We start from the raw sequence: 22,476 nt of genomic DNA, 5'->3' as shown, positions 1-22,476 counted from the left end.
AAACGTGTTTAGTGGTGTTTTTCAAAGGTGGCTACGAGTGCATCAAGCGCTTGAGCGCTATTTGCTAAATCGCGAATTGCTTGCTCGGTGTTTATTTGCTCATTCATAGCACGGTCACTAATTTCACTTATTTGCTCAATATTACGTCCTACATCAGCAACCACGTTACTTTGCTGCTCAGTTGCGGTGGCAATTAAGGTAGCCATGTCGTTTATTTGATTTGCTGTTTCGCTTATCGCATCAAGCAATTCAACAGAGCTTTGCATTGCGCCTACGCTTTGTTGGGCTTTTTGCTTAGATTGACTAATATCGTTTACTACATCTTCAGAAATAGTGGTTAGCTCTTCAATCATTGACTGAATTTCGGTGGTTGATTGCGAGGTACGATTAGCAAGCGCGCGTACTTCATCGGCTACCACTGCAAAGCCTCTACCATGCTCACCAGCCCGTGCCGATTCGATGGCTGCGTTTAAGGCCAGTAAATTAGTTTGCTCTGAAATGCCGCGAATAGAGTCAACAATACTCGCTATATCAATTGTTTTTTTAGAAAGCAGTGTTACTTGCTCGGTAATGCCGTCAATATCAGTGGCAAGCGCTGAAATTGTAGCTTGGCTTTGCAGTACTTGCTGATGGCTTTGGCTGGTGTTTTCTTGACTGCTTTGCGTTAACTTAGCTGCATTAGCCGCACTTTGTGCTATTTCTTGTACAGTTGCGCCCATTTCGTTAATGGCTGCAGCAACCGAAATGGTTTGCTCTTTTTGATTATCAATAGACTGCGAGTTGTTTTTTGCTTGTTCAAATACATGATTAGAACTTTGGCGTATTTCTGTACTTTCGTTGGCAACTTGCTTGATGGCAGTTTCAATTTTATGAATAAACTGGTTAAAGCCATGGCTTAAATTGTTTAGTTCTGGCTGATTAGACTCTGGCAAACGGTACGCTAAATTAGCATCGCCTGATCCTAAACGTGAGAACAGCTCGGCCATATCCGAAAGCGGTGACGCTAAAGAGCGTGCTAACAAGTAACTTAGCATGCTAGCAACGAGGGCTATCACTAGCGTAAAGGTAAATATTTGCCACTCCAATGTACCTACTGTCGCAAACACCTCACTTTTAGGTACTTGGGCTAATACGTATAAGTCGGTATTGGCTATTGGCATGGCTGCTAAAAATGTGGCTTCGTTATTAAGTGATAATTCTGTAATTGCAAAACCAGAAGGGTTATACAAAGTACTATGAACATTACTGCCATAAAGTGTGTCTATGTTTACTTTAGCCACTTTATTTGCATCTTTATGTAACTGAATTAAGCCGCTTTTATCTGCAATAAACACAAAGCCAGTTTGCTCAATTTTAAATTGTTGTAATAGCTTTTGCATGTCGGTGATGCTTTTTGCAAGCCCCGCTAATCCAAGCCCATTTGTTTGTTGATGATTTACAAACATTTTTACATCAGTCGGGGATTCTTGATAAATACTGATTGAGTACGGATTATTTGAGTTGGTAAAGCCAAAAAACCACCCATCAGCCGCGTCGTTTTTAAGCACGCGTAAAAATCCGTGTTGGTTCCAATATTGTGCTGTATCACGGTTAGCCCACGACGCCGTTGCTAAATCAAACTGCTTTGCTACGCGGTTTAATTCTTTAAGCAGTAGTGTGTCGTCTTGGTTATTTGAGCGCGCCCACTCTAAGATAAATTCATTTGATGATAGTTGCTGTGCAGCACCTAGTAGTTCGTTTATTTCGCCACCAATTTGATTACTAATACTGTGTAATTTGCTGGGTAGCTCAGATTCAATCATACGTCGTTCTATAATATCTTCAGAGCTATATAAAGACGTTAAACCAATTAATGCAGCGACACAGATTGCAATGGTACTGCCTAAAATGGTGATTTTTTGAGTGATAGTTAGGTTTTTTATCGTCATATTATTTAACTTTACAACTAGGTAGATAGCCATGTTAGCACATTATTAATTAAGCGCTAATTATTGCAATATATCTAAAAGGGTATACTCGCTTTTTATTATTACTAGCACGAAAAAGCCCACAGCGTATGCATGTGGGCTTGGTTTCTAACAAGCGAAACTAGTTATACAATTTTCTTCATAGCTGACATGTAGCCGCGTAGTCTAGCGCCAACAATTTCAACAGGGTGCTCACGTAGTGCAGTGTTAATTTGAATCAGTGTTTGGTTATCTACTTGGTTACTTTGCTCATTTAAGCCTTTACCAATAACATCGGTGTCGATGTTTTTCATAAAATCGGCCAATAATGGTAAACACGCATGGTTGTATAAGTAACAGCCGTATTCTGCAGTATCAGAAATAGTACGGTTCATTTCGAATAACTTTTTACGTGCTATTGTGTTGGCAATTAACGGTGTTTCGTGTAAAGACTCATAATAAGCCGACTCGTCAATAATACCTGCTGCAGTCATGGTTTCAAATGCAAGCTCAACGCCCGCTTTAACCATAGCAACCATTAAAATACCGTTATCGAAAAACTCTTGCTCAGAGATTTCTACATCACCAGCAGGGGTTTTTTCAAAGTTAGTTTCGGCAGTTTCTGCACGCCATTTTAGTAAGTTTGCATCGTCGTTTGCCCAATCTTCCATCATTACGCGTGAGAAAGTACCGTCGATAATGTCATCTTGGTGCTTGTTATAAAGCGGGCGCATAATAACTTTAAGTTCTTCGCTTAGTTCAAACGCTTTTACTTTTGCAGGGTTTGATAAACGGTCAAGCATGTTAGTAACGCCGCCGTATTTAAGGGCTTCGGTAATTACTTCCCAGCCGTATTGAATTAGTTTTGATGCGTAACCCGCATCAATGCCTTTCTCAATCATTTTATCAAAACATAAAATTGAACCGGTTTGTAACATGCCACAAAGAATTGTTTGCTCGCCCATTAAGTCTGATTTAACTTCAGCGATAAACGATGACTTAAGTACACCGGCACGATGACCACCGGTACCCGCAGCGTAGGCTTTAGCTTGTGCTAAGCCGTGACCTTGTGGGTCGTTTTCTGGGTGAACAGCAATAAGAGTAGGTACACCAAAGCCGCGTTTGTATTCTTCACGCACTTCAGAGCCAGGACACTTAGGAGCAACCATGATTACCGTAATGTCTTCACGAATTTGCATGCCCTCTTCAACAATATTAAAACCGTGCGAGTAAGCAAGTGTAGAGCCTTGTTTCATTAAAGGCATAATGGCAGTTACAACGGCCGTATGTTGCTTATCAGGTGTTAGGTTTAATACTACGTCAGCGCTCGGAATTAGCTCTTCGTACGTGCCTACAGTAAAACCGTTTTCAGATGCATTTAGGTATGACTGACGACGCTCATCAATTGCTGATTGACGTAACGTGTATGATACATCTAGACCTGAGTCACGTAAGTTTAAACCTTGGTTAAGACCTTGTGCGCCACAGCCAACAATAACCAGCTTTTTACCTTTAAGTGCATCAACACCATCGGTAAATTCACTTGGGTCCATAAATTCACATTGCGCTAATTGAGCTAACTGCTCGCGTAAAGGTAAGGTATTAAAATAATTCGCCATGTTAGTGTCCTATAATTCGTGTTTGTTAGATGCAAAGCGTATTTGCTTTGCTTAAACACACCATAAAAAAAAACTTTGCTTGCGTAAAATGATATATTTGCACTAAAGTATTTCAAAAAATGAAACGTAGAGGCGTGTAATGGAACATAAGCATTTAAATTACTTTTTAGCGTTAGCTAAAACGCTCCATTTTGCCAGGGCGAGCGAGCTGTGCCATATAAGTGCACCTACTTTAAGTCGTAATATTAAGCAGCTTGAAGACGAGGTCGGCGTTGCTTTATTTATACGCGATAACCGAAGTGTAAAATTAACTAAAGAAGGGGAGTCGTTTATTGATTACGCCACCTCTACACTGGCTAATTGGCAGCGCTTTAAAGCGAATGTGAAAGACCCAACCCAGCATATTTACGGTAATGTGAGTATTTATTGCTCAGTCACCGCCTCGTATAGTTTTTTGCATCAAATATTAGAACAGCTCCGCGCGCAGCATCAGCATATAGAAATAACGCTAAATACCGGCGATCCGGCGTTGGCAATAAACCGAGTACTGGATGCCCATGAATCAATGGCTATTGCTGCACGGCCAAGTAAACTGCCTGCCCAAATTGCTTTTGTTAATATAGGCCACTCTCCACTGGTTCTTATTGGCCCTAAAATTCAATGCCCGATCAGCGAAAAAATAGCGAAAAACGCCCCACATATCGATTGGTCAGAACTGGAGTTTATTGTACCTGAGCAAGGTTTTTCTAGGCAGCGGTTAGAGCAGTGGTGGCGGAAAAATAATGTGCATGGAAAAATTTATGCACAAGTAGCAGGGCACGAAGCTATGGTGTCTATGGTGAGCCTAGGATTAGGTGTCGCCATGGTTCCCAAAATAGTGCTAGATAATAGTCCGCTACAAGACAAGGTACACGTACTGCCCAGTGAAAATTACCAGCCAGAAGGGTTTGATATTGGTTTGGCGGTGCTAAAAAAAGAACTTAACGACCCTGCAATCAGTGCATTATGGAATATTGCACAAACTTTAGGCGCAAATGTTATTTAAGCTTTTAACGATTAATATAATTCAGTAAATAGTATGATTAACAGTTGCGTATGAGTTTACTATTACTTAACATGAAAGCTTAATAATAAAAAATAATGACGCACGAGAGTTTATAATAATTATGGATCATGCTGTATCGCTCGCTCATTCTGCTCAATGTTTAAAAAAAGCAATTCCTCTGATGGTAAAATACCGAATGCCGGTAACGCCTATCAATTACGCTATTTGGTATTGCTATGTGCAAGGCAGTAAGCCAGCATTAAATGCTGAGCTTGATCACGTCATTGCTGAGCAACAAACATGTACTCAAAATAAAGCAAAAGAAATTTTTGATAAGCATTTAAGCGAAGATGACTTAGTGTTTTTTCAAGAAATGGCAGATCGCTTCCATGGCACTATGGAGCAAGTACAGCATGATATAAGCGTTACCCTCGATCATTCTAAAAGCTTTACCACGTCGTTGGTAGATTCTCAAAATGAGTTGGCAAGTTTAGCTAATGTAAATTCGTTTAACGAAATACTCGGTTGTGTTGAACGCTTAACCGACGAGTCGGTGGCTATGCAAGACTATGCGCGAGAATTTCAAACTAAGCTTGCGGTAGCCTATAACGAAATTAAAGATTTAAAAGAAGCACTTAACCTTTCTCAAGAAGCAGCTGATACAGACCCCCTGACAGGCTTTTTTAATAGAAGAAAGTTTGATGATGATATTCAGCAGTTTTGTCAAACCTATTCAGAGCAAGCTGACGAGAGCGTATTGGCGGTACTAATCATGTTTGATATTGATCACTTTAAACGTTTTAACGACGATTTTGGTCATCAAAAAGGCGATGAAGTACTTAAATTAGTAGCCAAAAAAGTTTCGCAAAATATTTCCGATAGCCTGAATGTTTACCGCTATGGTGGTGAGGAGTTTTGTATTACCGGGTATTTTGACAGCATCAACGAGATTATGGTGTTTGCTGATAAAATTCGTTTAGATATTGCCTCATTAACTATCCGTAAAAAAGACGATGTAAATTCTAAACGTGCAATTTCTGCAAGTTTTGGGCTCGCTATTTTACGTCCATTCACGAAAGGTTCGGTACTTATTGAGCGCGCCGACCGTGCTTTATATATAGCTAAAACACATGGTCGCAACCGTATTGAAATAGCCCCTGATATTTAAATGTGATACGCATGTATAAAAATTGTGAATGATTGTAACCAGGTGGCGCACTTTTGTGCTTACCTTGCTAGTATGGGTCACTTACTTATTTTACTCATTTAGATTAGGTTAATGCGGCTCAATACTTTTATTTACATTTTTTGCTTTGTGGTGTGTCTTATTTGCGTGCCTAGCACAGCTTCGCAGGCCTACAACGAACAAGAGTATGCGCAGCAACATATTACTGTTAAGAAGTGGCATGTAAATCTAAGTGTCGGCGCGGGTGTTATTACCAACCCTCTGCATGGCGGAAAAAACGTCCCGCTCCCTGTGATCCCGCGAATTGCTTTTTATGGTGAGCGTTGGTTTTTCGATAATGGTCGCCTTGGCTACACACTTAAAGAAAATCAAAAGCATCATTTTAATATCGTTTCAGAACTGAACGCAGAGTCACGCTTTTTTATTGATTGGCATCCTAATAACCTTTTTGTTTTACCAGCAACCGCAGGTGCTTCTGCATTGGCGCAAAATAATCCCCAGCCTAAAAAAATAAATATCGATAATATTGATAATCGCCATTTAGCCCTAGATGCCGGGGGCAGCTATCATTATGTGCAGCAAAACCATGTGCTATCGATACAGTTATTACACGATATAAGTAATGTTTATAACGGTACTCGAGGCGCTATACAATGGCAGTACCACAGTGAAGTAGGGCGTTTAAAGTTAAAGCCAACGCTTGGGGTTAACTATAAATCAGCTGAATTAAACAGCTACTATTATGGTTTAAAAGCACACGAAACCTCATTAGGTAAAATTGACGTTGGTAGTAGCTGGCAACCTTATGCTAAAATCGACGCCAGTTGGCCATTGAGTGAGGCTAACAGTCTTCGTTTTCATGTAGCATATTACGACTATTCAGCTATGGATGGCAGTCCGCTTTTTGAACGTAACTATTCAATGACTGCTTTTATAGGATTCGATCATACTTTTTAATATGAAGTATTTAATGTTGATTGTGCTTACAGTTTTTCTGTTTAGCCCTCCCGTTGTAGCGCAAAATGCGTCTTTAAAGGTCTCTCCCAAAGTGTGTGTTGTGTCTGAGCAGCAAGCGTTTTGCGATCTCGATTTAAAGTTTAATTGGCAGCAACCATCGCCAAGCGATGCATGCCTGTACCAACAAAACAAACTGATTAAATGCTGGCAACAGCAGGCTGTTGGTGAGTTTGAGTATAAAGCGCGTGTTCAGGTAGAGACCATATACTCCTTAATCAATCCTCATACCGGTGTGTTAATTGCTAAAACACACGTTGAAGTGCAAAGTGCTGATGCTAAAAAAAGTAGGCGCAGGCTTCGCTCTCCATGGAGCTATTTTTAATTTAGGAGCAACTCATGCCAAAAATTTTACTTGTTGAAGATGACCTAGGTTTACAGCAACTAACAAAAGATTATCTTGAACATAATGGCTTAGAAGTAGACGTATTAAGCCGTGGTGATGAAGTATTTAGTTATCTTGAGAATAACGCTGCTGATTTAATGATTTTAGATATTATGCTGCCAGGTAAAGATGGCTTTAGCGTATGTCGACAAGTACGTGATAAGTTTTCGTTGCCAATTTTAATGCTTACTGCAAAAGGTGAAGACTTTGATCAGGTGATTGGCTTAGAGCTTGGCGCAGATGACTATGTGGTAAAACCTGCAGAACCGCGTGTTTTACTGGCGCGTGTAAATGCATTACTGCGTCGCGGGCAACCCGTGGTTAAGGCCGCAGAAGAGATTCAGTTTGGTGATTTAGTCATTGATAAAACCAGCCGAATTGTTAAATTAAACGAAAACGAAATAGTACTTACATCCCATGAGTTTGAGCTACTATGGCTACTTGCCTCAAATGCAGGCGAAGTACTAAGCCGTGAACATGTTCATCAACATATGATTGGTCGTCAATACGATGGGCTTGACCGTACCGTTGATGTACGCGTGTCACGAATTCGTAAAAAGCTAGGTGATAACAGCGATAAACCTTACCGTATAAAAACCGTGTGGGGGCAAGGTTACTTGTTTGTATCAGACGCCTGGGAAAAATAATATATGAAGGTAAATAAGGAATAATGGGCAAACTATTTATAAGTTTATATGTTTATATCATTGTTTCTTTATTTATTGTTAGTGGTGTTATAGAACAAATTTGGCCTTACGAAGAGACGCAGCAGCAAGTGCTGTTAGATGATGAGTTTGGCCAAGCACTTTGGTTATTATCGCAAACCGATGATGGTCTAGATAAGCTAAAACACAGCTTTGAAAGCCAAGTTATTGCCCGCAAAGATCTTATTTTACCCCTTAAGGAGCAAGCCTCATTAGATAAAAACCATTACCTGTATCTGTATGATAAAAAGCAGCGCATAGTGTGGTATGTTGAGCTTGGTGATAACAAACTACTTCAAATTGGTCCTGTAGGCGTTATAAAAGCACCTGAAAGCTCTGTTATTCCGTATTTAATGTTACTGGCTATTGTAGGGTTACCTGTGGGGCTGTGGAGCTTTTTACTATGGCGTGATTTTTCTAAATTAAGCCATGCGTGCGAAGCGGTAGATGGCTCGCAAGACTTTAACTTAAGCAGTCCTTCTAAATCGTTTTTTTTACCCGTTACTGATACTCTAAAAGTAATGCAGCAGCGCATAGAGCATCTTCTTAGTGCGCAACAAGAACTGACCTCCTCTGTATCTCATGAATTTAGAACGCCCCTTGCACGATTAAAATTTGGTATAGCCATGTTAGAAGAAACACTGCAATCGGAAAAAGGGCAACATTACCTAACTAATATGCAGGCAGATATAAGCGAACTTGAAGCGCTTGTGTGTGAAATGCTTGAATATGCTCGGCTTGATTCGCAGCAACCAAGCTTAGCTAGAAGCGACGTTGATTTGGCTGCTTTGACACAATCGGTCATTAATAAGCTAAATTTTGCAAGCGGCATAGAGTTTAATGCGGTGTTACCACAGGCTTTAGTGTACAAGTGTGATGCGCACTTTATTGCGCGTGTAATGCAAAACCTAGTGGGCAATGCGTTAAAGTACGCTGTTAGTCGTGTTGATGTCACACTCAAAGCGCAGGGTGATGCAATTTACTTTATTGTGGAAGATGACGGAGAAGGTATTTTAAAAAGCGACAGAGAAAGCGTATTTAAACCTTTTACTCGTTTAGATAAAAGCCGTGATAAAAGCACAGGGGGCTTTGGTTTAGGCTTAGCAATAGTGGCAAAAATTGTATCGTGGCATAAAGGGCACTATTCAATCATTGACTCATCGCTTGGTGGCGCTAAGTTTATAGTTACCTTACCTAATACCAATCCACAATAATACTTAATCATTTTGTGGGGCCAAATGTGTCGCTAGCTACGTTAAAAAATTCCCATTTACGACTGCATGGATGCAGAAGGTAGAGCAATGCAGGAGCAATTGCCGAGAACAACTAAATAGCAAATTTTTTGCCTAGCTATCAACACGTTTTTCCATCCTCAAAATAGATCACTTAATTATGCGGATTGGTATAAAAGCAATTCACCTAAAAACGCCAGGCATAAAAAAAGCGCCTAAGGCGCTTTTTGTGGTTAAAAACCAAAATCAACAAGTAGCAAAATAGTAGACCCGGCTACGTGGAAAAAGTTCTCAATTATTTTTCATTTTTTTTAAGTAGGGGCATCAGCATTTGCTCAAGCCCATTTAATTTAACCTCGTACATCATTGCAAGCTGCGCTCCGAGTTTACTTTCTGGAAACCCTTGCTGTTTAAACCACACTAGGTAGGGCTCTGGCAAAAGCAATAAGGGTCTGCCTGCGTATTTTCCAAAGGGCATAATTGTATTAATGGCGAGCTTGAGTTCGGCTGTATCCATAATAAGTCAGTAATTGATAAAACGTATAATAGTAATACTACTGCTTATTAATAATAAACGCATTAAATAGTGGCTGGGTAAGCGGGCAAGTAAACAGAAATAAAATAGGCTGTGACGGGCAAGAAACAGCCTATTGAACGAGGGAGTAGGCCCTCTGATTGAATAAATTTGTGTTGATAAATAAATGCTTACCTTGCATTAATTAGCTGGAGTCTAATTATGTGACACAGGTGCGAAGGCGTTTATTTAAACAACACCGGTAGTTTATCTGTTTTTTTTACAGATAGAGAGAAGTAATGTAAAGGAATGTAAATAAAATGAGTTTTTAAACTAAAACTAATAAAAAAGCCTTATTAAAAATAAGGCGTTTTCATTTTGTTGTTTTTATTGTTTAGTATAAAAGTACTATTTTTCGAATAGCTCTTGCTTTACGTGCTCGGCAAAACCACTTCCTGCTTCTAAATAAAAGTTATAGGTCGAGTTTACGCCCATTTGTTCAAGCTCTTTTTGTTGATCTGGGTAATTGGCGATAGCCGTTACTTGGCCGTTATAGCCTGAGGCTTGTAATTGCTCTAGTGCAAAAATATTTTGCATATGCTTTGGCATAGCTAACATGACCATTTCAACATGAGAGTGGTTAACGCGCTGCCAAAAGTCAGGGTCGGTGGCATCGGCAAGGAGTACCTTTCTATTGCGTTTAATATGTTTTTCTACCACCTCTGGTTTTATATCAATGCCCGCCACTACATTAGGGTGAGTCGCATTTATTGTTTCGTAAGCACCTGTACCTATGCGGCCCATACCAAATATAACGATTTTAGTGTCGTTTAAATTAACGGGTAACTCTTCAGCTAAGCGGGTTTTGCTTTCGAATTTTAATAGCCAGCGCTCAATTTTTACGTATAACTCGTTTGAGCGTTTATTAAGAGGCGATGCAATAACAAAGGTAATAGACACCGCAATAGCCATTACCGCCAGCCACTCTGAGGTGATCATGCCTGTAGAGGCTGCCACAGCGCACACAATAAGGCCAAACTCACTAAAATTAGCAAGGCTAAATGCAGTGAGTAACGAGGTGCGTGCTCTGAGCTTAAAGGTATTCGTAAACACATAATAAAGTAAGGTTTTAACTGGCAGCACAAATATAAGGATTAACGCTACAATTAATGAATTAGCTGTAAGCTCTGCGTTTAAACCAATACTTAAGAAAAAACCGACCAGCAAAATATCTTTTAAATTAAGCAGCGACTTTGAAAGCTCTCCCGCCTTTTTATGTGGCGCAAACATCATCCCCATAATGAGCGCGCCTAAATCGCCCTTTAAACCTGCAAAATCAAAAGCGTTATAACCGGCAACCAACGCAAAGAAAAAGCCAAATAACGGCAATAGCTCACCATGTTTAGAGCGGTTAAGCACTGCATACATAAGCGGGCACACTAAAGGGAGTGCAATAATTAAAGCAAGAGCCCACATATTAGGTACTTTGCCGGTGCTAATGGCTAAAAATATAACCGCAAAAATATCCTGCATAACTAAAATGCCAATGGCTATTTTTCCGTGTAGGCTTGCCATTTCACCGCGCTCTTCAAGTACTTTTACCGCAAATACAGTGCTTGAAAAGCTTAGCGCAAACCCAACTAATAAGGCACTTTGCCAGCTTAAATCAACAAACATAGGCACAGCAAAAATACCTAGCAGTAACATAAAGCCACTAAATAATGCACTGCTAAAAATAATGTGTAGGGTAGCGGGTGCCCATACTTGGGGCTTGATTAAGCTGTTTACTTTAAGTTTTAAGCCAATACTAAATAAAAGAAGTGTTACACCCAGTGCCGCAATGGTATCGAGTAGTTCGGTGCTTTTATAGCCAGATAAATTTAATGCAAAACCGGCAAGTAAAAAGCCAATAAGGGGAGGAAGTTTTAATTGATAAACACCAAAGCCACAAACAAACGCGGCGGCAAAATAGATTAGTTCCATAATTCTTAATATCACTTCATTTGGGATTGCAGTGTAGCGAAAATTTTATACCATTGAAAATAAAAATAGCCCTAAAAATGAGCGCGTTTAATCAATTACTTGCCCAGCTACGTATAAAAAATGCACATTAAACACGTATTTAATCGTAAATAGCATGTAAATAACATTTTTTCACTGACATTGGCTTTTAAATATGGTTAAGATGCTTTAACGAAGGAGTTTAAGCATGAGCAACAAACTGAGCCGCTCAGCTTAAGGAGATAGATATGTTTAAAAAGATTTTAGCGTCGGTAGGTATTGGCGCTGCAAAAGTAGATACAATTTTAGAAACTGAGCATCTTCAGCCAGGGCAACTCTTTAACGCTAATATCGTTATAACTGCAGGCGATGTGGCTCAAGAAATTGCTGGCCTTGATTTGTTTTTAATGACTCGCGTTAAAGTTGATGGCGAAGAAGGTGAGTACTTTACTAATCACGTAATTGATCAGTGGCGTATAACCGATATAGGCACTGTTGAGCCAGGTGAAGTTAAAAGCATTCCATTTGAAGCGCGCCTTCATCCAGAAACGCCAATTACTGAAATTAATGCCGGCTACAACCAATCACATGTATGGATTGAAACAGGTCTCGATATTGATTTAGCACTAGACCCAACAGATAAAGACCACTTGCATATTTACCCTAACGAAGCTGTTAAAACCTGTATGCAAGCAATGGATAAATTAGGGTTTAGTTTATTAAAAGCTGATGTTGAAAAAGGGCATTTACGTGCGCCTACTTTTCAGTCGGTATCGGGGTGTTATCAAGAGTTAGAATACAAGCCTAATAGCCGCAGCTTATTTGGTATTCAAGAAATTGAATTATCGTTTGTACCAGAAGCACATAAAACGCATGTTTTAATTGAGCTGGATAGAGCATTTAGAGGCGATGGTTATGTTGATTTAACCATAGAGCACGACCATGTGAATTTATCGCAGTTATGCGATCAATTAGAGCGTTTGTTTGCCTAAGTGATGCGTAATTTAACTAAACCCAGCTTAGGCTGGGTTTTTTATTTTAGGATTTTATATGTCGTTTAAATGTGCGCATTTTGATGCGCTTGATACGCGTACTTTATTTACGATAATGCGCGGCCGTGTTGATGTATTTGTAGTAGAGCAAACATGCCCTTACCCTGAACTAGATGAGGTAGACATTAACCCTAGTACTCAGCATTTATATGCAATTGCAGATAATAGTTTATTAGCTTATGCCCGCTGCTATGAAAAAAACGAGCAGTACAGTGCAATAGGCCGTGTACTGGTTTGCAAAAGTGAACGAGGTAAAGGGCGGGCTACTGAGCTTGTAAATGCGGCCATAGCGTGTTGTAAAAAGCAGTGGCCACAGCGTCATATTTATATAGGCGCACAAACCTATTTATTAGCATTTTATCGCTCCTTTGGCTTTACAGAAGTAGGGGAGCAATACCTAGAAGATGGCATCCCTCATCAAGATATGGTGTTAAATACACTAAGCTAATTTATTACGAGTAAATTTAAGCTATTAAAAAGCCCACTTAACGCGTGGGCTTTGCTTAATTTAGAACTTAACCTGAACTCGGGTTAGTTAAAAATAACGTTTTAACTTAACACCGAATGTAAAAACACCGCACCAATAGCTATAGGGCACACAAACTTAGTGTATACAGGCCATACTTTCCAAAAAAGTGTGTTATGAACCTCAGGGTTACCTTGCTGAATTGCTTTTAGTAGTGAGCCACGGTACCAAATCCAGCCAACAAAAATACAACACATTAAGCCAAGTAAAGGCTGAGCAACTTTAGTTGTTAGGGTGATCACTAAACCAAATAAGCTTCCTAAGTTACATACTATGGTAATGCTCACTGCGCTTATTAGCGCGCCAATTAGCCATGTAGCCTGCAGGCGGCTCATTGCAAAGCGTTCCACAGTATACGATACCGGCGCCTCTAACATTGAAATAGAGGAGGTAAGTGCGGCTATACTCATTAGGGCAAAAAATGCAAAGCCTATAAATAAACCCACAGAGCCCATACCATCAAACAATGCTGGTAGCACTTGAAACACCAGTGTGTCTTCAGAGAGAAGTTTGCCTGTAGATGAAAAAATTTCTACGCCTTGAGCTTGTGCGACATACATGGCAGGTATAATTAAAAGGCCCGCTACAAACGCGATAAACACATCTATTAAGGTTACATATGCGCCTAGCGTGACTAGGTTTTCTTTTTTACTTATGTAAGAGCCATAAATAATCATCACACTGGTGCCTAATGACAAAGAGAAAAACGCTTGGCCGAGTGCACTTACGAGTAAGTTTGCATCAAATATAGATGAAAAATCAGGCACTAAATAGGCTTTAAGCCCTTGCATAGCACCTTCTTGGGTCATAACGTAGGCAATTAAGGCAAATAAAATACCTAAAAGAGCAGGCATCAGACGCTTAGACCATTTTTCTATGCCGTTTTCTACGCCACGACTAATAATAGCCACGGTGAGTATAATAAATACCACTGTAAAAATGATGTTTCGTGTAAGTGATTGCTCACTTAACCACGCTGAAGCTTGGTTTGCACCAGCTAGTGTAGTGATAGGTTCAATTGTTGCGCTGAGCATCCAGCCTGCCACAATGGCATAAAAACTTAAAATAAAGCCTGCACATAAAATTCCGCCAAAACCCACGATAAAAGCAAAGCGCTTTTGCCACGCGTGTGATGTTATTTTTGTTAAAGAAGACACCGCATTAGCTTGTCCGTGGCGGCCAATTATAAGCTCAGCCATAAGTGCGGGGTATGCTAAAAAGAACGCGAGTACCAAATAAGCGACTAAAAAAGCGGCACCACCATTACTTGCTGTTTGGGTAGGAAACCCCCAAATATTACCTAAACCTACTGCAGAGCCTGCGGCGGCCATTATAAATCCAAAGCGAGAGCTAAACTCACCTCTAACTGCGCTCATATTGTTGTACTTCTCTATTTTTTGACGGCGCTGACAATCTACTGGAATTGCAAATAAATAAAAAGTACTTATTTGCCCAATTGTGACAATAATTATCGTCTGGTGTGTCTATCACGCGATGCATTTAATTAATGTTATCAACAGGTTTAGAATAAGGAGTTGATTTTGTGTAATAAATTTTAGGGCCTGTTTACCTTTCGAGGTTAAATTTACAGCAGTCTGTTTGGTGTTTAGGCAAGGCAGAGCCTATGTAGTGTGGTTGTTCCCCATAAATAGGCGATAACGACGTATAAATGCCAAACAGGCGCTGCCCTAAGGGTTCTGCCTAGGGGCTATTTACTCTTTGTTACTCGGTTTTTACGTAGCCCACTAGGTTACAAACCTCGCGCCGCGATTAAACAGCCCCTAGATAGAACAAATTATAACCCTAAAAGGCCAACAGGCCCTAATTACAGTTGTGTAAATAATATTTTACGAATCGTGATGCTGGCCAATTTTAAGGGTAAAACACGCCCCTTGAAGCCGCGCACTTTTACTAACGCTTACACTGCCGTGATGCCAATCTGCCACTTTTGCAACAATGGCTAACCCTAAGCCATAACTTTTATCAGCACGGTTACGGTGGCTTTCTTCTCTAAAAAACGGGCTAAAAACGTTATTAAAGTTCTCTGGTGCGATACCTGGGCCATCATCTTCAACTGTAATATATAAATAATGCTCATCGCGCTTTGCACTGACATAGATAGTGTCTTTTGCAAAGTCGCAGGCATTGCCAATTAAATTACTAATAGCCCGAGCAAGCCAATGTAAGTCAGCAAAAACCATATCGTCACTACTGTTTAGTTGTATTTTAAGTTGGCTGGTTTCAACTTTAGGCGAAAGCTGAGTAAGTAAGTCTTCAAGATAGTGCGATAAATTAGTTTGCGAGTAGGTGAGCTGGTTGGCATTTTGCTCAAGGGTTGCAAAGGCTAAATAGCTTTTAAGCATCGATTCCATATGATCGAGATCGTTTTCCATACGCACAAGGTATTGCTTAACTTTAGGCATATCTGCGCTGTCGAGCGCAGCATCTAAGCCAAAGCGTAAACATGCGATAGGGGTTCTAATATCGTGCGATAAGCTCGACGCCATTAATTTGTTTTCCGCCACGAGCTTTTCTATTTGGCTAGCCATGCGGTTAAATGTAAGCTCAACATCTCTTATGTAGGTAAAGTGAGAGACCTTTATTCTCGCTTGTACATCACCTGCGGCAAACTTTTTAGCTGCATCGTTTAATACTGTTAAGCGTTTAGCAAGTGGGGCAATAATAAAGCCCATAAAAATGCAGAGCCCAGCATAAAACAACAAAGTTAAAATAATATCGTTGCGCTGATCTGTTTCAAAGCCTTTATCTAGGCGCATGGAAAGATGATAAGGCGACAATACTTCGCTACTGTAGAGCATATAAAAACCTTGCTGGTCTTCTAAAATAAGACCGCTTTGGGTATGCATTTGTAGTATTAATGACGGCGGCAGGGCTAGGGATTCATTATTTTTGTAATCAAGCTTTACATTAAAGTCGTTTGCCAATTGCTTTACATAAGCTGCGCGCTCTGAGGTCGCTACACTACTCAAATGTTTACTAAAGCCGTTGATCATTTGGCTTTGAAGGCTAAATTCATCATGCGGTGTTTGAGTTTGTTGGCTAAATGCATCGATTAGCCAGCCCAATACAACAATAGAAAGCAGCGCACTACCGAGTAGTGAAATGTAAAATTTTTTCATTTAAACCGCCACGGTTACTATTCCCACGCAGTGGCAACAAGTAAATAACCACGCCCCCAAATAGTTTTAATTTTTTCTGGGTTTTGCGGGTCATCATGAAACTTTTTGCGCAGCGCAGATATTAGTACATCAACACTTCTATCAAGCCCATCGTATTCACGGCCTTTGGTTGCTTTAAACACAGCATCACGCGAGACTACTTGGCCTGCATTACTGGCTAAATAGTGCAGTAGGAGGTACTCAGCACTAGAAATAGCCATATCTTGATTATTAAGCGTTACACTGCGTGATTGAGTATCAATACTGAGTGCGCCTACAGTAATCACACTCTCGTTAGTGGTTACTTTAGTCGGTTCGCTGGTAAGGCGCAGTGCTGCTTTTATACGGGCAAGTAATGCACGAGGGCGCACTGGCTTCATGATGTAATCACTCGCACCTACTTCTAAACCAATTACTTCATCCATTTCATCATCGCGGGCGGTCAGCATAATAATGGGCGCAGTGTAAAAGCTACGTAGCTCTCTGCACACACTTATACCGTCTTGGCCTGGCAACATAATGTCGAGCAACACTATGTTAGGGTTTAAGTTTTTTACCTGGCTTATTACTTCATCGCCGCGGTGGCAAACATGGGTGGTATAGCCTTGCTCGGTTAAGTACTCTGCAACCCATTGGGCTAAAGAGGTGTCATCTTCAACTAATAAAATAGTGCCGTAATTATCCATAAAGCTTCCTTAGTGCTAGTGGGTTGCCGTGTGTGGATTGAAACTCGCCCTTAAATAACCCTAAGGGCTGCATAGGTTTGGGATTTATGCTGCATTAGTGCCTATATAGGTAAACAACCACACTTTATAAGCGCTGACTTACTTAATTACCAAACACACATTGCTGTAAAATCAATCACGAAGGTCACACCTCTAATTAGAACAAGCGCCAGCGGCGTTTTTTTTGTCTATTTTGATAAACCCACTGCAGTTTAACCTCTGTTGTGGCAATAACTTGGGCTGTATTACTATCAAACAATTCAAAAGAAATACTTTGCTGGGAGTCGAAGGTATATTCAAATACGCCTTGTTGCTGCTTTAACCAGCATTGCATTATATATTTTGATGTTGCGTCTCTTAGGCAGTAATTACCAATAGTTGGTTGCTGCCAGCTAAGCGTTACATCAGCGTAGCAATTACGGCCCTCACGTAGTGCAACACAAGTGTCGGGCAGCGCAATTAATGGGGCCGTTTTATCTGTTGTTTTAGCAGATGAAATAGCAGGGAAGATCAATAATAAACAGATCCATCTAAAATACATAACGTAGGCCTACCTTGGCTTTATGTTGATACCCTTGAGAAATAATGGGGCTGTCGTCTATTTCTTTTGAAAACCACGTTGTTAACCAGCCAGACAAAAACACCCAATCTTGAGAAATAGGGTACTCAGCATGAAACTCAAACATAATACTGGTGCTGCCATTAGGGGTGTAAATAGGGCGATTAGCGGTGGCTTCGTCTGCATCTATACCAAAGTAATAGTTAGTAAAACTGCCCGAATAAGCGCTAATACCCACCCCAGATCTAAACTCCCAATTACGCCATGGCAAAATATGGCTAAAAAAGGTGTTAAACACCCAGCCATTATGTGTACCTGTAATATCATGTAAAAACTCAAACGAAATTTGCGAGTTTTCAAAGCGGCGCGTTAATCTTAGCCCAGCATCAAAATCGTAATTACGCGATTTTATACCCGCAAGCTCTTCTATTACACCGTGGTTGTAAAAACCTAAACCTTTGTCATCAAAGCCAGCCTGAGTATTGGTGCCTAATATATCCAAGCCCCAATCAAATTTATCTATAAGGCTGTAACCCACAACTAAGCCGCCGCTTAATTGGTTATGATCAAAGTCGAGATAAAAGTTTTCGTAGGAAATAGCCAGGCTTAAATCGAGTTCAATGCCATCGTCATAGGAATCAAGGCCAATTAGGTAAGAGTCTTCTACATAATAACCAGCCCCAGCGCTCCAATCCCACGCAAAGCCTTGGGTGGGCTCTAGCGTGTTATCAGCATAGTATCGATTGCTTGCCTGGCTTTGAAAGCTCAAAAAACTGGCGCAAAGCAATACGCTATTAATAAAAGTATGCTGTAAGAAAGCGTTTTTCATCCCTGGGGACCTAATTATTATTTGTTATTAAGCGTATTATATTGGTAAGTGAATCCTTGAATCTGTAAAAAAATGTAGTTTTTCACGTTATTGCACTTTTATTTTGTCAATTAAAATACTGCTTAAGTAATATTGCATCATAGGCGTTAAGGCACTCACCTCTGTACGCGTACATGGGCCTTGTAGTTTAGTTAAGCTGCTTAATTTAGTAATGGTTTTAAAGGGCGGTACAGTTACTTCCTTACCTGCGCGCGCTATACGGGCTTGCTCGGTATTTTGTTGATGTACAAATGTTGCCACTTCTAACTCATTAGTAATTTTTTGCTCTTGGGCAAAGCTAAACAATAAAGGCTCACGGTGGAAGCTTGCGCTGTCTATTGATGATTTTGCAAACCACACCACATCGCCAGAGGCGCGGTGCGTAATGCGCATGCTCACTTGCGCTAGTATGGTGGCGCATTGTTGAGTAGGGTATTGATGCGCTACTTTGGCAAATAAAGGGTACGGGTTTTCAGGTTGAGTTAACGCATATTTTGTATCGTCAGTAAATGCTAAATCTAACTGATGAATAGCTAACGTGTAGTCACTGTTTTTACTATCAATCACTTCTAAGCCTTTATCGTTCAAGGCTTGGGTTATTTGCTTTAATAGCGTGTCAGTTACGCTTGCTTTATCGGTTGTAATACGCACTGTTTGGCCGCGTGTTACTTTGTGCGCCGGTAACTGTACAGACTTAACTTTTGGCGATGCGTGCTCTGTTTTGTACTCAAGCTGGTAAGTTTCGCTCTTTAATGTTGGCTTTAACGGTAAAGCCAAAGGCTCGGCCGGCTGTTTGGTAATTGCACAACCTGCTGATAATAATATAAAAAGTGATACAACTATAAAACGCATAAATACTTAACATCCACTTAAAAAGCCAATAATCGCAACATTGTACGTTAGTCCTATCAAAACTTCATGATATTATGCACATAGATGTAGTTAAAAAAGAATAAATTTGTAACGAATGAAGTATCTCACTAATTTTATGTATGTTTGGGTCGCTATTTGTCTATCTTTACCGCTTCAGGCAATAGCTAAAGCAGACTCAAGCTGGGATGGATTCGTAAAACAGTATGGACGCTACGCAGAAAAAAAACTCAACAGTAAAGGTATTCCTGGCGCTGCGCTTTCGATAGTGAGTATTGGTAACGCTGATTATATCCACACCATGGGCCGCACTAAGGCAAGAAGTGGCACACAGGTTAACCGCCACACCCGCTTTAGGTTAGCTTCTGTGTCAAAAACATTTGCAGGGTCGTTAACTGCAAAGCTTGCAAGTGAAGGGGTAATAGATTTATTTAAACCGGTAAGTGAGTATATACCTGCCTTTAAAGGCACGGTTTATAAAGATAATTTAAAAGTGTTTCACTTATTAAGCCACTCCAGCGGTTTGGTTCCTAATGCGTATGACAATTTAATCGAATCAAGAATGAATTACCCCGATATTGTCGAAAAGCTATTAACAGTAAAGCCCATTTGCGAACCAGGCCAATGCTATGGCTATCAAAATGTGATGTTTAGTTTAATTGATGATGTCATTTACAGCAGTACCAATAAAAAATATGACCAGTGGCTGCAAGAGGGAATTTTTACACCATTAAAAATGAGCGATACCAGCTTAGGCTACGATGCAATGGTGCAGGATAAAAATTATGCGCTGCCGCACGTTAGAGGCAAAAAACGTTGGTACACAGCCAAGCTGAAAAAAAACTATTATAAAGTCGGCCCTGCTGCGGGCGTAAATGCAAGTGCCACCGATATGGCAAAATGGTTAAATGCGCAATTAGGGCAAAACCTAGATGTACTTTCTTTAGATGCACTTGCTACACAAACACGTCCTTATACACTTACAAAAAAAGAGCGTTATAGACGAGTATGGAAAAAGGAATTAGAACAAGCTTATTATGGATTAGGCTGGCGTGTTTATAACTATAACGATGAAACGCTTTATTATCATAGTGGCTGGGTGCAAGGCTATCGCAGTGACTTAGTGGTTATACCGCATTTAAATGTGGGTTTTAGCTTGATTGTTAACGCGGAAACAGGCGTGATAAATGAATTAACTACTGAATTTTTAGACCGTTTATTAAAATACAAACGCACTAAATAAAACAGGCCTAAAATTGCCTAAAAAGCGCCGTGCTTTAAATTTATTGTTTAAAGGTAAAAAGCATAAATAAGTACATATAATAAAAAAACCAGCTTAATGCTGGTTTTTTATAAAAAGCTCACTGCACAATTAACTTATGCGCGTGGTAATTGAATCTTTTTTTCTGCACTTTGACGATACAATACAACAGTGTGACCTATTGTTTGTAGCTTAGTAGCGCCGGTTTCACGAACGATTGCATCAAAAATAAGTGCTTTTGTTTCACGATCGTCAGTAGGTACTTTTACTTTAATCAATTCGTGAATTTCTAATGCACTTTGAATTTCCACTACTACGCCCTCGGTTAAACCGTTAGAACCTAGTAAAACTACAGGCTTAAGGCTATGCGCCTGACCTTTTAAAAACTGCTTTTGTTTGTTTGATAATGTCATGTTTATACAAATTTTGCTGAATATGGCTTGAATTAAGGGTATTCTAACGCCATCTAAAGAATATTACTAATTAGTTGCGTGTTAATTTATGACAAATAAAAAACATTCAGCCAGTTCAAAGCGATGGCTGAAAGAACATTTTGATGATCAATATGTTCAGCAAGCGCAAAAAAAAGGCTGGCGTTCTCGAGCTGTTTTCAAATTAGATGAGATCCAAAATAAAGATAAACTGCTTCGCCCTGGTATGACCGTTGTTGATTTAGGTGCTGCACCTGGCAGCTGGTCACAATACTTAGCCGAGAAAGTATCTGATAAAGGTCAGGTTGTTGCGTGTGACATATTACCTATGGACTCACTTGCGGGGGTTGACTTTTTACAAGGCGATTTTCGTGAAGAAGCCGTACTTGATGCATTGTTAAAACGCATTGATGGTAAAAATGTTGATGTGGTACTCTCTGACATGGCGCCAAATATGAGCGGTAATAACTCGGTAGATCAAGCGGGTAGCATGTATTTGGTAGAATTAGCACTTGATATGTGTCATCAAGTATTAAAGAAAAATGGTGCATTTGTTGTTAAAGTGTTTCAAGGTGAAGGCTTTGATCAATACTTGCAAGACGTTCGTAATAGTTTTAAAGCAGTGAAAATACGCAAACCTGATGCCTCACGTGCCCGTTCTCGGGAAGTATATATAGTAGCGACCGGCTACAAACTGTAGTACAGTTGCTTGGCGTTTAGTTGAATTTAAATTAATTGGATACAAGAGGTTAACCCCTTGAGCGATATGGCGAAAAATCTAATACTCTGGCTGGTTATTGCAGTTGTGCTAATGTCAGTATTTCAGAGCTTTAATGGCGGCGATCAAGTTGATCGTCAAACAAGTTACACTCAATTTGTAAAAGACGTGCGTAGCGGCTCTTTACAAGAAGTTATTATTGACCGTGGAACGGGTAATATTACAGGTACTAAAAGCAGTGGTGAGCGTTTTCAAACCACAATGCCAATGTACGATGAAGATTTAATTAATGATTTACTTAAAAATGATGTAAATGTGAAAGGCGTTCAGCCTGAAGAACAATCGTTTTTAGCAAGTATTTTTATCTCTTGGTTCCCAATGTTGCTGCTTATAGGGGTATGGATATTCTTCATGCGTCAAATGCAAGGCGGTGGCGGTAAAGGCGCAATGTCGTTTGGTAAAAGCAAAGCGCGCCTGATGAGCGAAGACCAAGTTAAAACAACTTTTGCTGATGTAGCAGGTTGTGATGAAGCAAAAGACGACGTAACAGAGTTAGTAGACTTTTTACGTGACCCTTCTAAGTTCCAAAAACTTGGTGGTAGTATTCCTAAGGGCGTACTAATGGTGGGTCCTCCTGGTAC

Annotated in this window: 22 protein-coding genes; 11 read left to right on the top strand and 11 right to left on the bottom strand. The window is 40.1% G+C overall.

Annotated features, from left to right (window positions below):
• Window positions 1–8: 8 nt before the first annotated feature.
• Both B2R65_RS04695 and ilvC read right to left on the bottom strand, forming a co-directional pair.
• Window positions 9–1,928 carry a methyl-accepting chemotaxis protein gene (locus tag B2R65_RS04695; protein WP_024031820.1) on the bottom strand — a complete coding sequence of 640 codons (1,920 nt, stop codon included), beginning with the start codon at window positions 1,926–1,928 and terminating at the stop codon, window positions 9–11.
• 164 nt (window positions 1,929–2,092) lie between these two features.
• A complete protein-coding gene (gene ilvC / locus B2R65_RS04690) occupies window positions 2,093–3,565 on the bottom strand; it encodes a ketol-acid reductoisomerase (protein WP_029773436.1) in 1,473 nt (490 codons plus the stop codon).
• A gap of 139 nt (window positions 3,566–3,704) precedes the next feature.
• On the opposite strand from ilvC, the gene ilvY reads away from it, so the two are divergent.
• The 6 genes from ilvY (at window position 3,705) to B2R65_RS04660 (ending at window position 9,113) form a co-directional block, all read left to right on the top strand.
• On the top strand, window positions 3,705–4,610 hold the full coding sequence (gene ilvY / locus B2R65_RS04685) for an HTH-type transcriptional activator IlvY (RefSeq protein WP_286741368.1): 906 nt from the start codon (window positions 3,705–3,707) through the stop codon (window positions 4,608–4,610).
• 121 nt (window positions 4,611–4,731) lie between these two features.
• Window positions 4,732–5,778 (top strand): GGDEF domain-containing protein, encoded by a 1,047-nt coding sequence (locus B2R65_RS04680; protein ID WP_004587362.1) that lies wholly within the window; start codon window positions 4,732–4,734, stop codon window positions 5,776–5,778.
• Window positions 5,779–5,943: 165 nt separating this feature from the next.
• Window positions 5,944–6,753: a MipA/OmpV family protein gene (locus B2R65_RS04675; RefSeq protein WP_054982656.1), complete on the top strand. Its 810-nt coding sequence runs from the start codon at window positions 5,944–5,946 to the stop codon at window positions 6,751–6,753.
• Between the two features lie 13 nt (window positions 6,754–6,766).
• Entirely contained in the window at window positions 6,767–7,135 is a 369-nt protein-coding gene (locus B2R65_RS04670) for a DUF3019 domain-containing protein (RefSeq protein WP_036963332.1), read from the top strand.
• Between the two features lie 14 nt (window positions 7,136–7,149).
• Entirely contained in the window at window positions 7,150–7,842 is a 693-nt protein-coding gene (locus B2R65_RS04665) for a response regulator (protein ID WP_024031826.1), read from the top strand.
• Window positions 7,843–7,865: 23 nt separating this feature from the next.
• Entirely contained in the window at window positions 7,866–9,113 is a 1,248-nt protein-coding gene (locus B2R65_RS04660) for an ATP-binding protein (protein WP_286741366.1), read from the top strand.
• Between the two features lie 313 nt (window positions 9,114–9,426).
• Here B2R65_RS04660 and B2R65_RS04655 read toward each other — a convergent pair whose 3' ends face one another.
• Window positions 9,427–9,648, bottom strand: coding sequence for a DUF3820 family protein (locus tag B2R65_RS04655; RefSeq protein WP_004587357.1), 222 nt, complete (start codon window positions 9,646–9,648; stop codon window positions 9,427–9,429).
• 405 nt (window positions 9,649–10,053) lie between these two features.
• Entirely contained in the window at window positions 10,054–11,628 is a 1,575-nt protein-coding gene (locus B2R65_RS04650) for a cation:proton antiporter family protein (RefSeq protein ID WP_286741364.1), read from the bottom strand.
• A 266-nt stretch (window positions 11,629–11,894) separates the two neighbouring features.
• On the opposite strand from B2R65_RS04650, the gene B2R65_RS04645 reads away from it, so the two are divergent.
• The gene (locus B2R65_RS04645; protein WP_004587355.1) at window positions 11,895–12,638 is read left to right on the top strand and encodes a sporulation protein; all 744 of its coding nucleotides are present in this window, start codon (window positions 11,895–11,897) and stop codon (window positions 12,636–12,638) included.
• A gap of 58 nt (window positions 12,639–12,696) precedes the next feature.
• Entirely contained in the window at window positions 12,697–13,146 is a 450-nt protein-coding gene (locus B2R65_RS04640) for a GNAT family N-acetyltransferase (RefSeq protein WP_004587354.1), read from the top strand.
• Between the two features lie 101 nt (window positions 13,147–13,247).
• Here B2R65_RS04640 and B2R65_RS04635 read toward each other — a convergent pair whose 3' ends face one another.
• The 6 genes from B2R65_RS04635 to B2R65_RS04610 form a co-directional block, all read right to left on the bottom strand.
• Window positions 13,248–14,600, bottom strand: a complete 1,353-nt coding sequence (locus B2R65_RS04635; RefSeq protein ID WP_273586181.1) for a sodium-dependent transporter — start codon at window positions 14,598–14,600, stop codon at window positions 13,248–13,250.
• Window positions 14,601–15,071: 471 nt separating this feature from the next.
• Window positions 15,072–16,364, bottom strand: coding sequence for a HAMP domain-containing sensor histidine kinase (locus tag B2R65_RS04630; RefSeq protein WP_286741361.1), 1,293 nt, complete (start codon window positions 16,362–16,364; stop codon window positions 15,072–15,074).
• A gap of 17 nt (window positions 16,365–16,381) precedes the next feature.
• A complete protein-coding gene (locus B2R65_RS04625) occupies window positions 16,382–17,089 on the bottom strand; it encodes a response regulator (protein WP_054982162.1) in 708 nt (235 codons plus the stop codon).
• A 196-nt stretch (window positions 17,090–17,285) separates the two neighbouring features.
• Window positions 17,286–17,669, bottom strand: coding sequence for a DUF3019 domain-containing protein (locus tag B2R65_RS04620; RefSeq protein ID WP_004587350.1), 384 nt, complete (start codon window positions 17,667–17,669; stop codon window positions 17,286–17,288).
• Window positions 17,659–18,516, bottom strand: a complete 858-nt coding sequence (locus tag B2R65_RS04615) for a MipA/OmpV family protein (RefSeq protein ID WP_004587349.1) — start codon at window positions 18,514–18,516, stop codon at window positions 17,659–17,661. The genes B2R65_RS04620 and B2R65_RS04615 overlap by 11 nt, the downstream gene beginning before the upstream one ends.
• A gap of 87 nt (window positions 18,517–18,603) precedes the next feature.
• A complete protein-coding gene (locus tag B2R65_RS04610; RefSeq protein WP_286741359.1) occupies window positions 18,604–19,407 on the bottom strand; it encodes a hypothetical protein in 804 nt (267 codons plus the stop codon).
• A 115-nt stretch (window positions 19,408–19,522) separates the two neighbouring features.
• On the opposite strand from B2R65_RS04610, the gene B2R65_RS04605 reads away from it, so the two are divergent.
• Complete coding sequence (locus tag B2R65_RS04605) at window positions 19,523–20,668, top strand: serine hydrolase domain-containing protein (RefSeq protein ID WP_286741358.1); 1,146 nt, start codon at window positions 19,523–19,525, stop codon at window positions 20,666–20,668.
• 134 nt (window positions 20,669–20,802) lie between these two features.
• On the opposite strand, the gene yhbY is transcribed toward B2R65_RS04605, so the two are convergent.
• Window positions 20,803–21,099 carry a ribosome assembly RNA-binding protein YhbY gene (yhbY, locus tag B2R65_RS04600; protein WP_004587346.1) on the bottom strand — a complete coding sequence of 99 codons (297 nt, stop codon included), beginning with the start codon at window positions 21,097–21,099 and terminating at the stop codon, window positions 20,803–20,805.
• A gap of 88 nt (window positions 21,100–21,187) precedes the next feature.
• On the opposite strand from yhbY, the gene rlmE reads away from it, so the two are divergent.
• Both rlmE and B2R65_RS04590 read left to right on the top strand, forming a co-directional pair.
• Window positions 21,188–21,817, top strand: coding sequence for a 23S rRNA (uridine(2552)-2'-O)-methyltransferase RlmE (gene rlmE, locus B2R65_RS04595; RefSeq protein ID WP_004587345.1), 630 nt, complete (start codon window positions 21,188–21,190; stop codon window positions 21,815–21,817).
• Window positions 21,818–21,883: 66 nt separating this feature from the next.
• A partial coding sequence (locus B2R65_RS04590; RefSeq protein WP_286741356.1) for an ATP-dependent metallopeptidase FtsH/Yme1/Tma family protein occupies window positions 21,884–22,476 on the top strand: 593 nt, incomplete at its 3' end.

This window comes from Pseudoalteromonas sp. UBA2102 (genome assembly GCF_002331165.1).
Taxonomy (GTDB): Bacteria; Pseudomonadota; Gammaproteobacteria; order Enterobacterales; family Alteromonadaceae; genus Pseudoalteromonas; species Pseudoalteromonas atlantica.
Note: the sequence above shows the minus strand (reverse complement) of the source record. Positions and strands in the feature narration are given on the sequence as shown.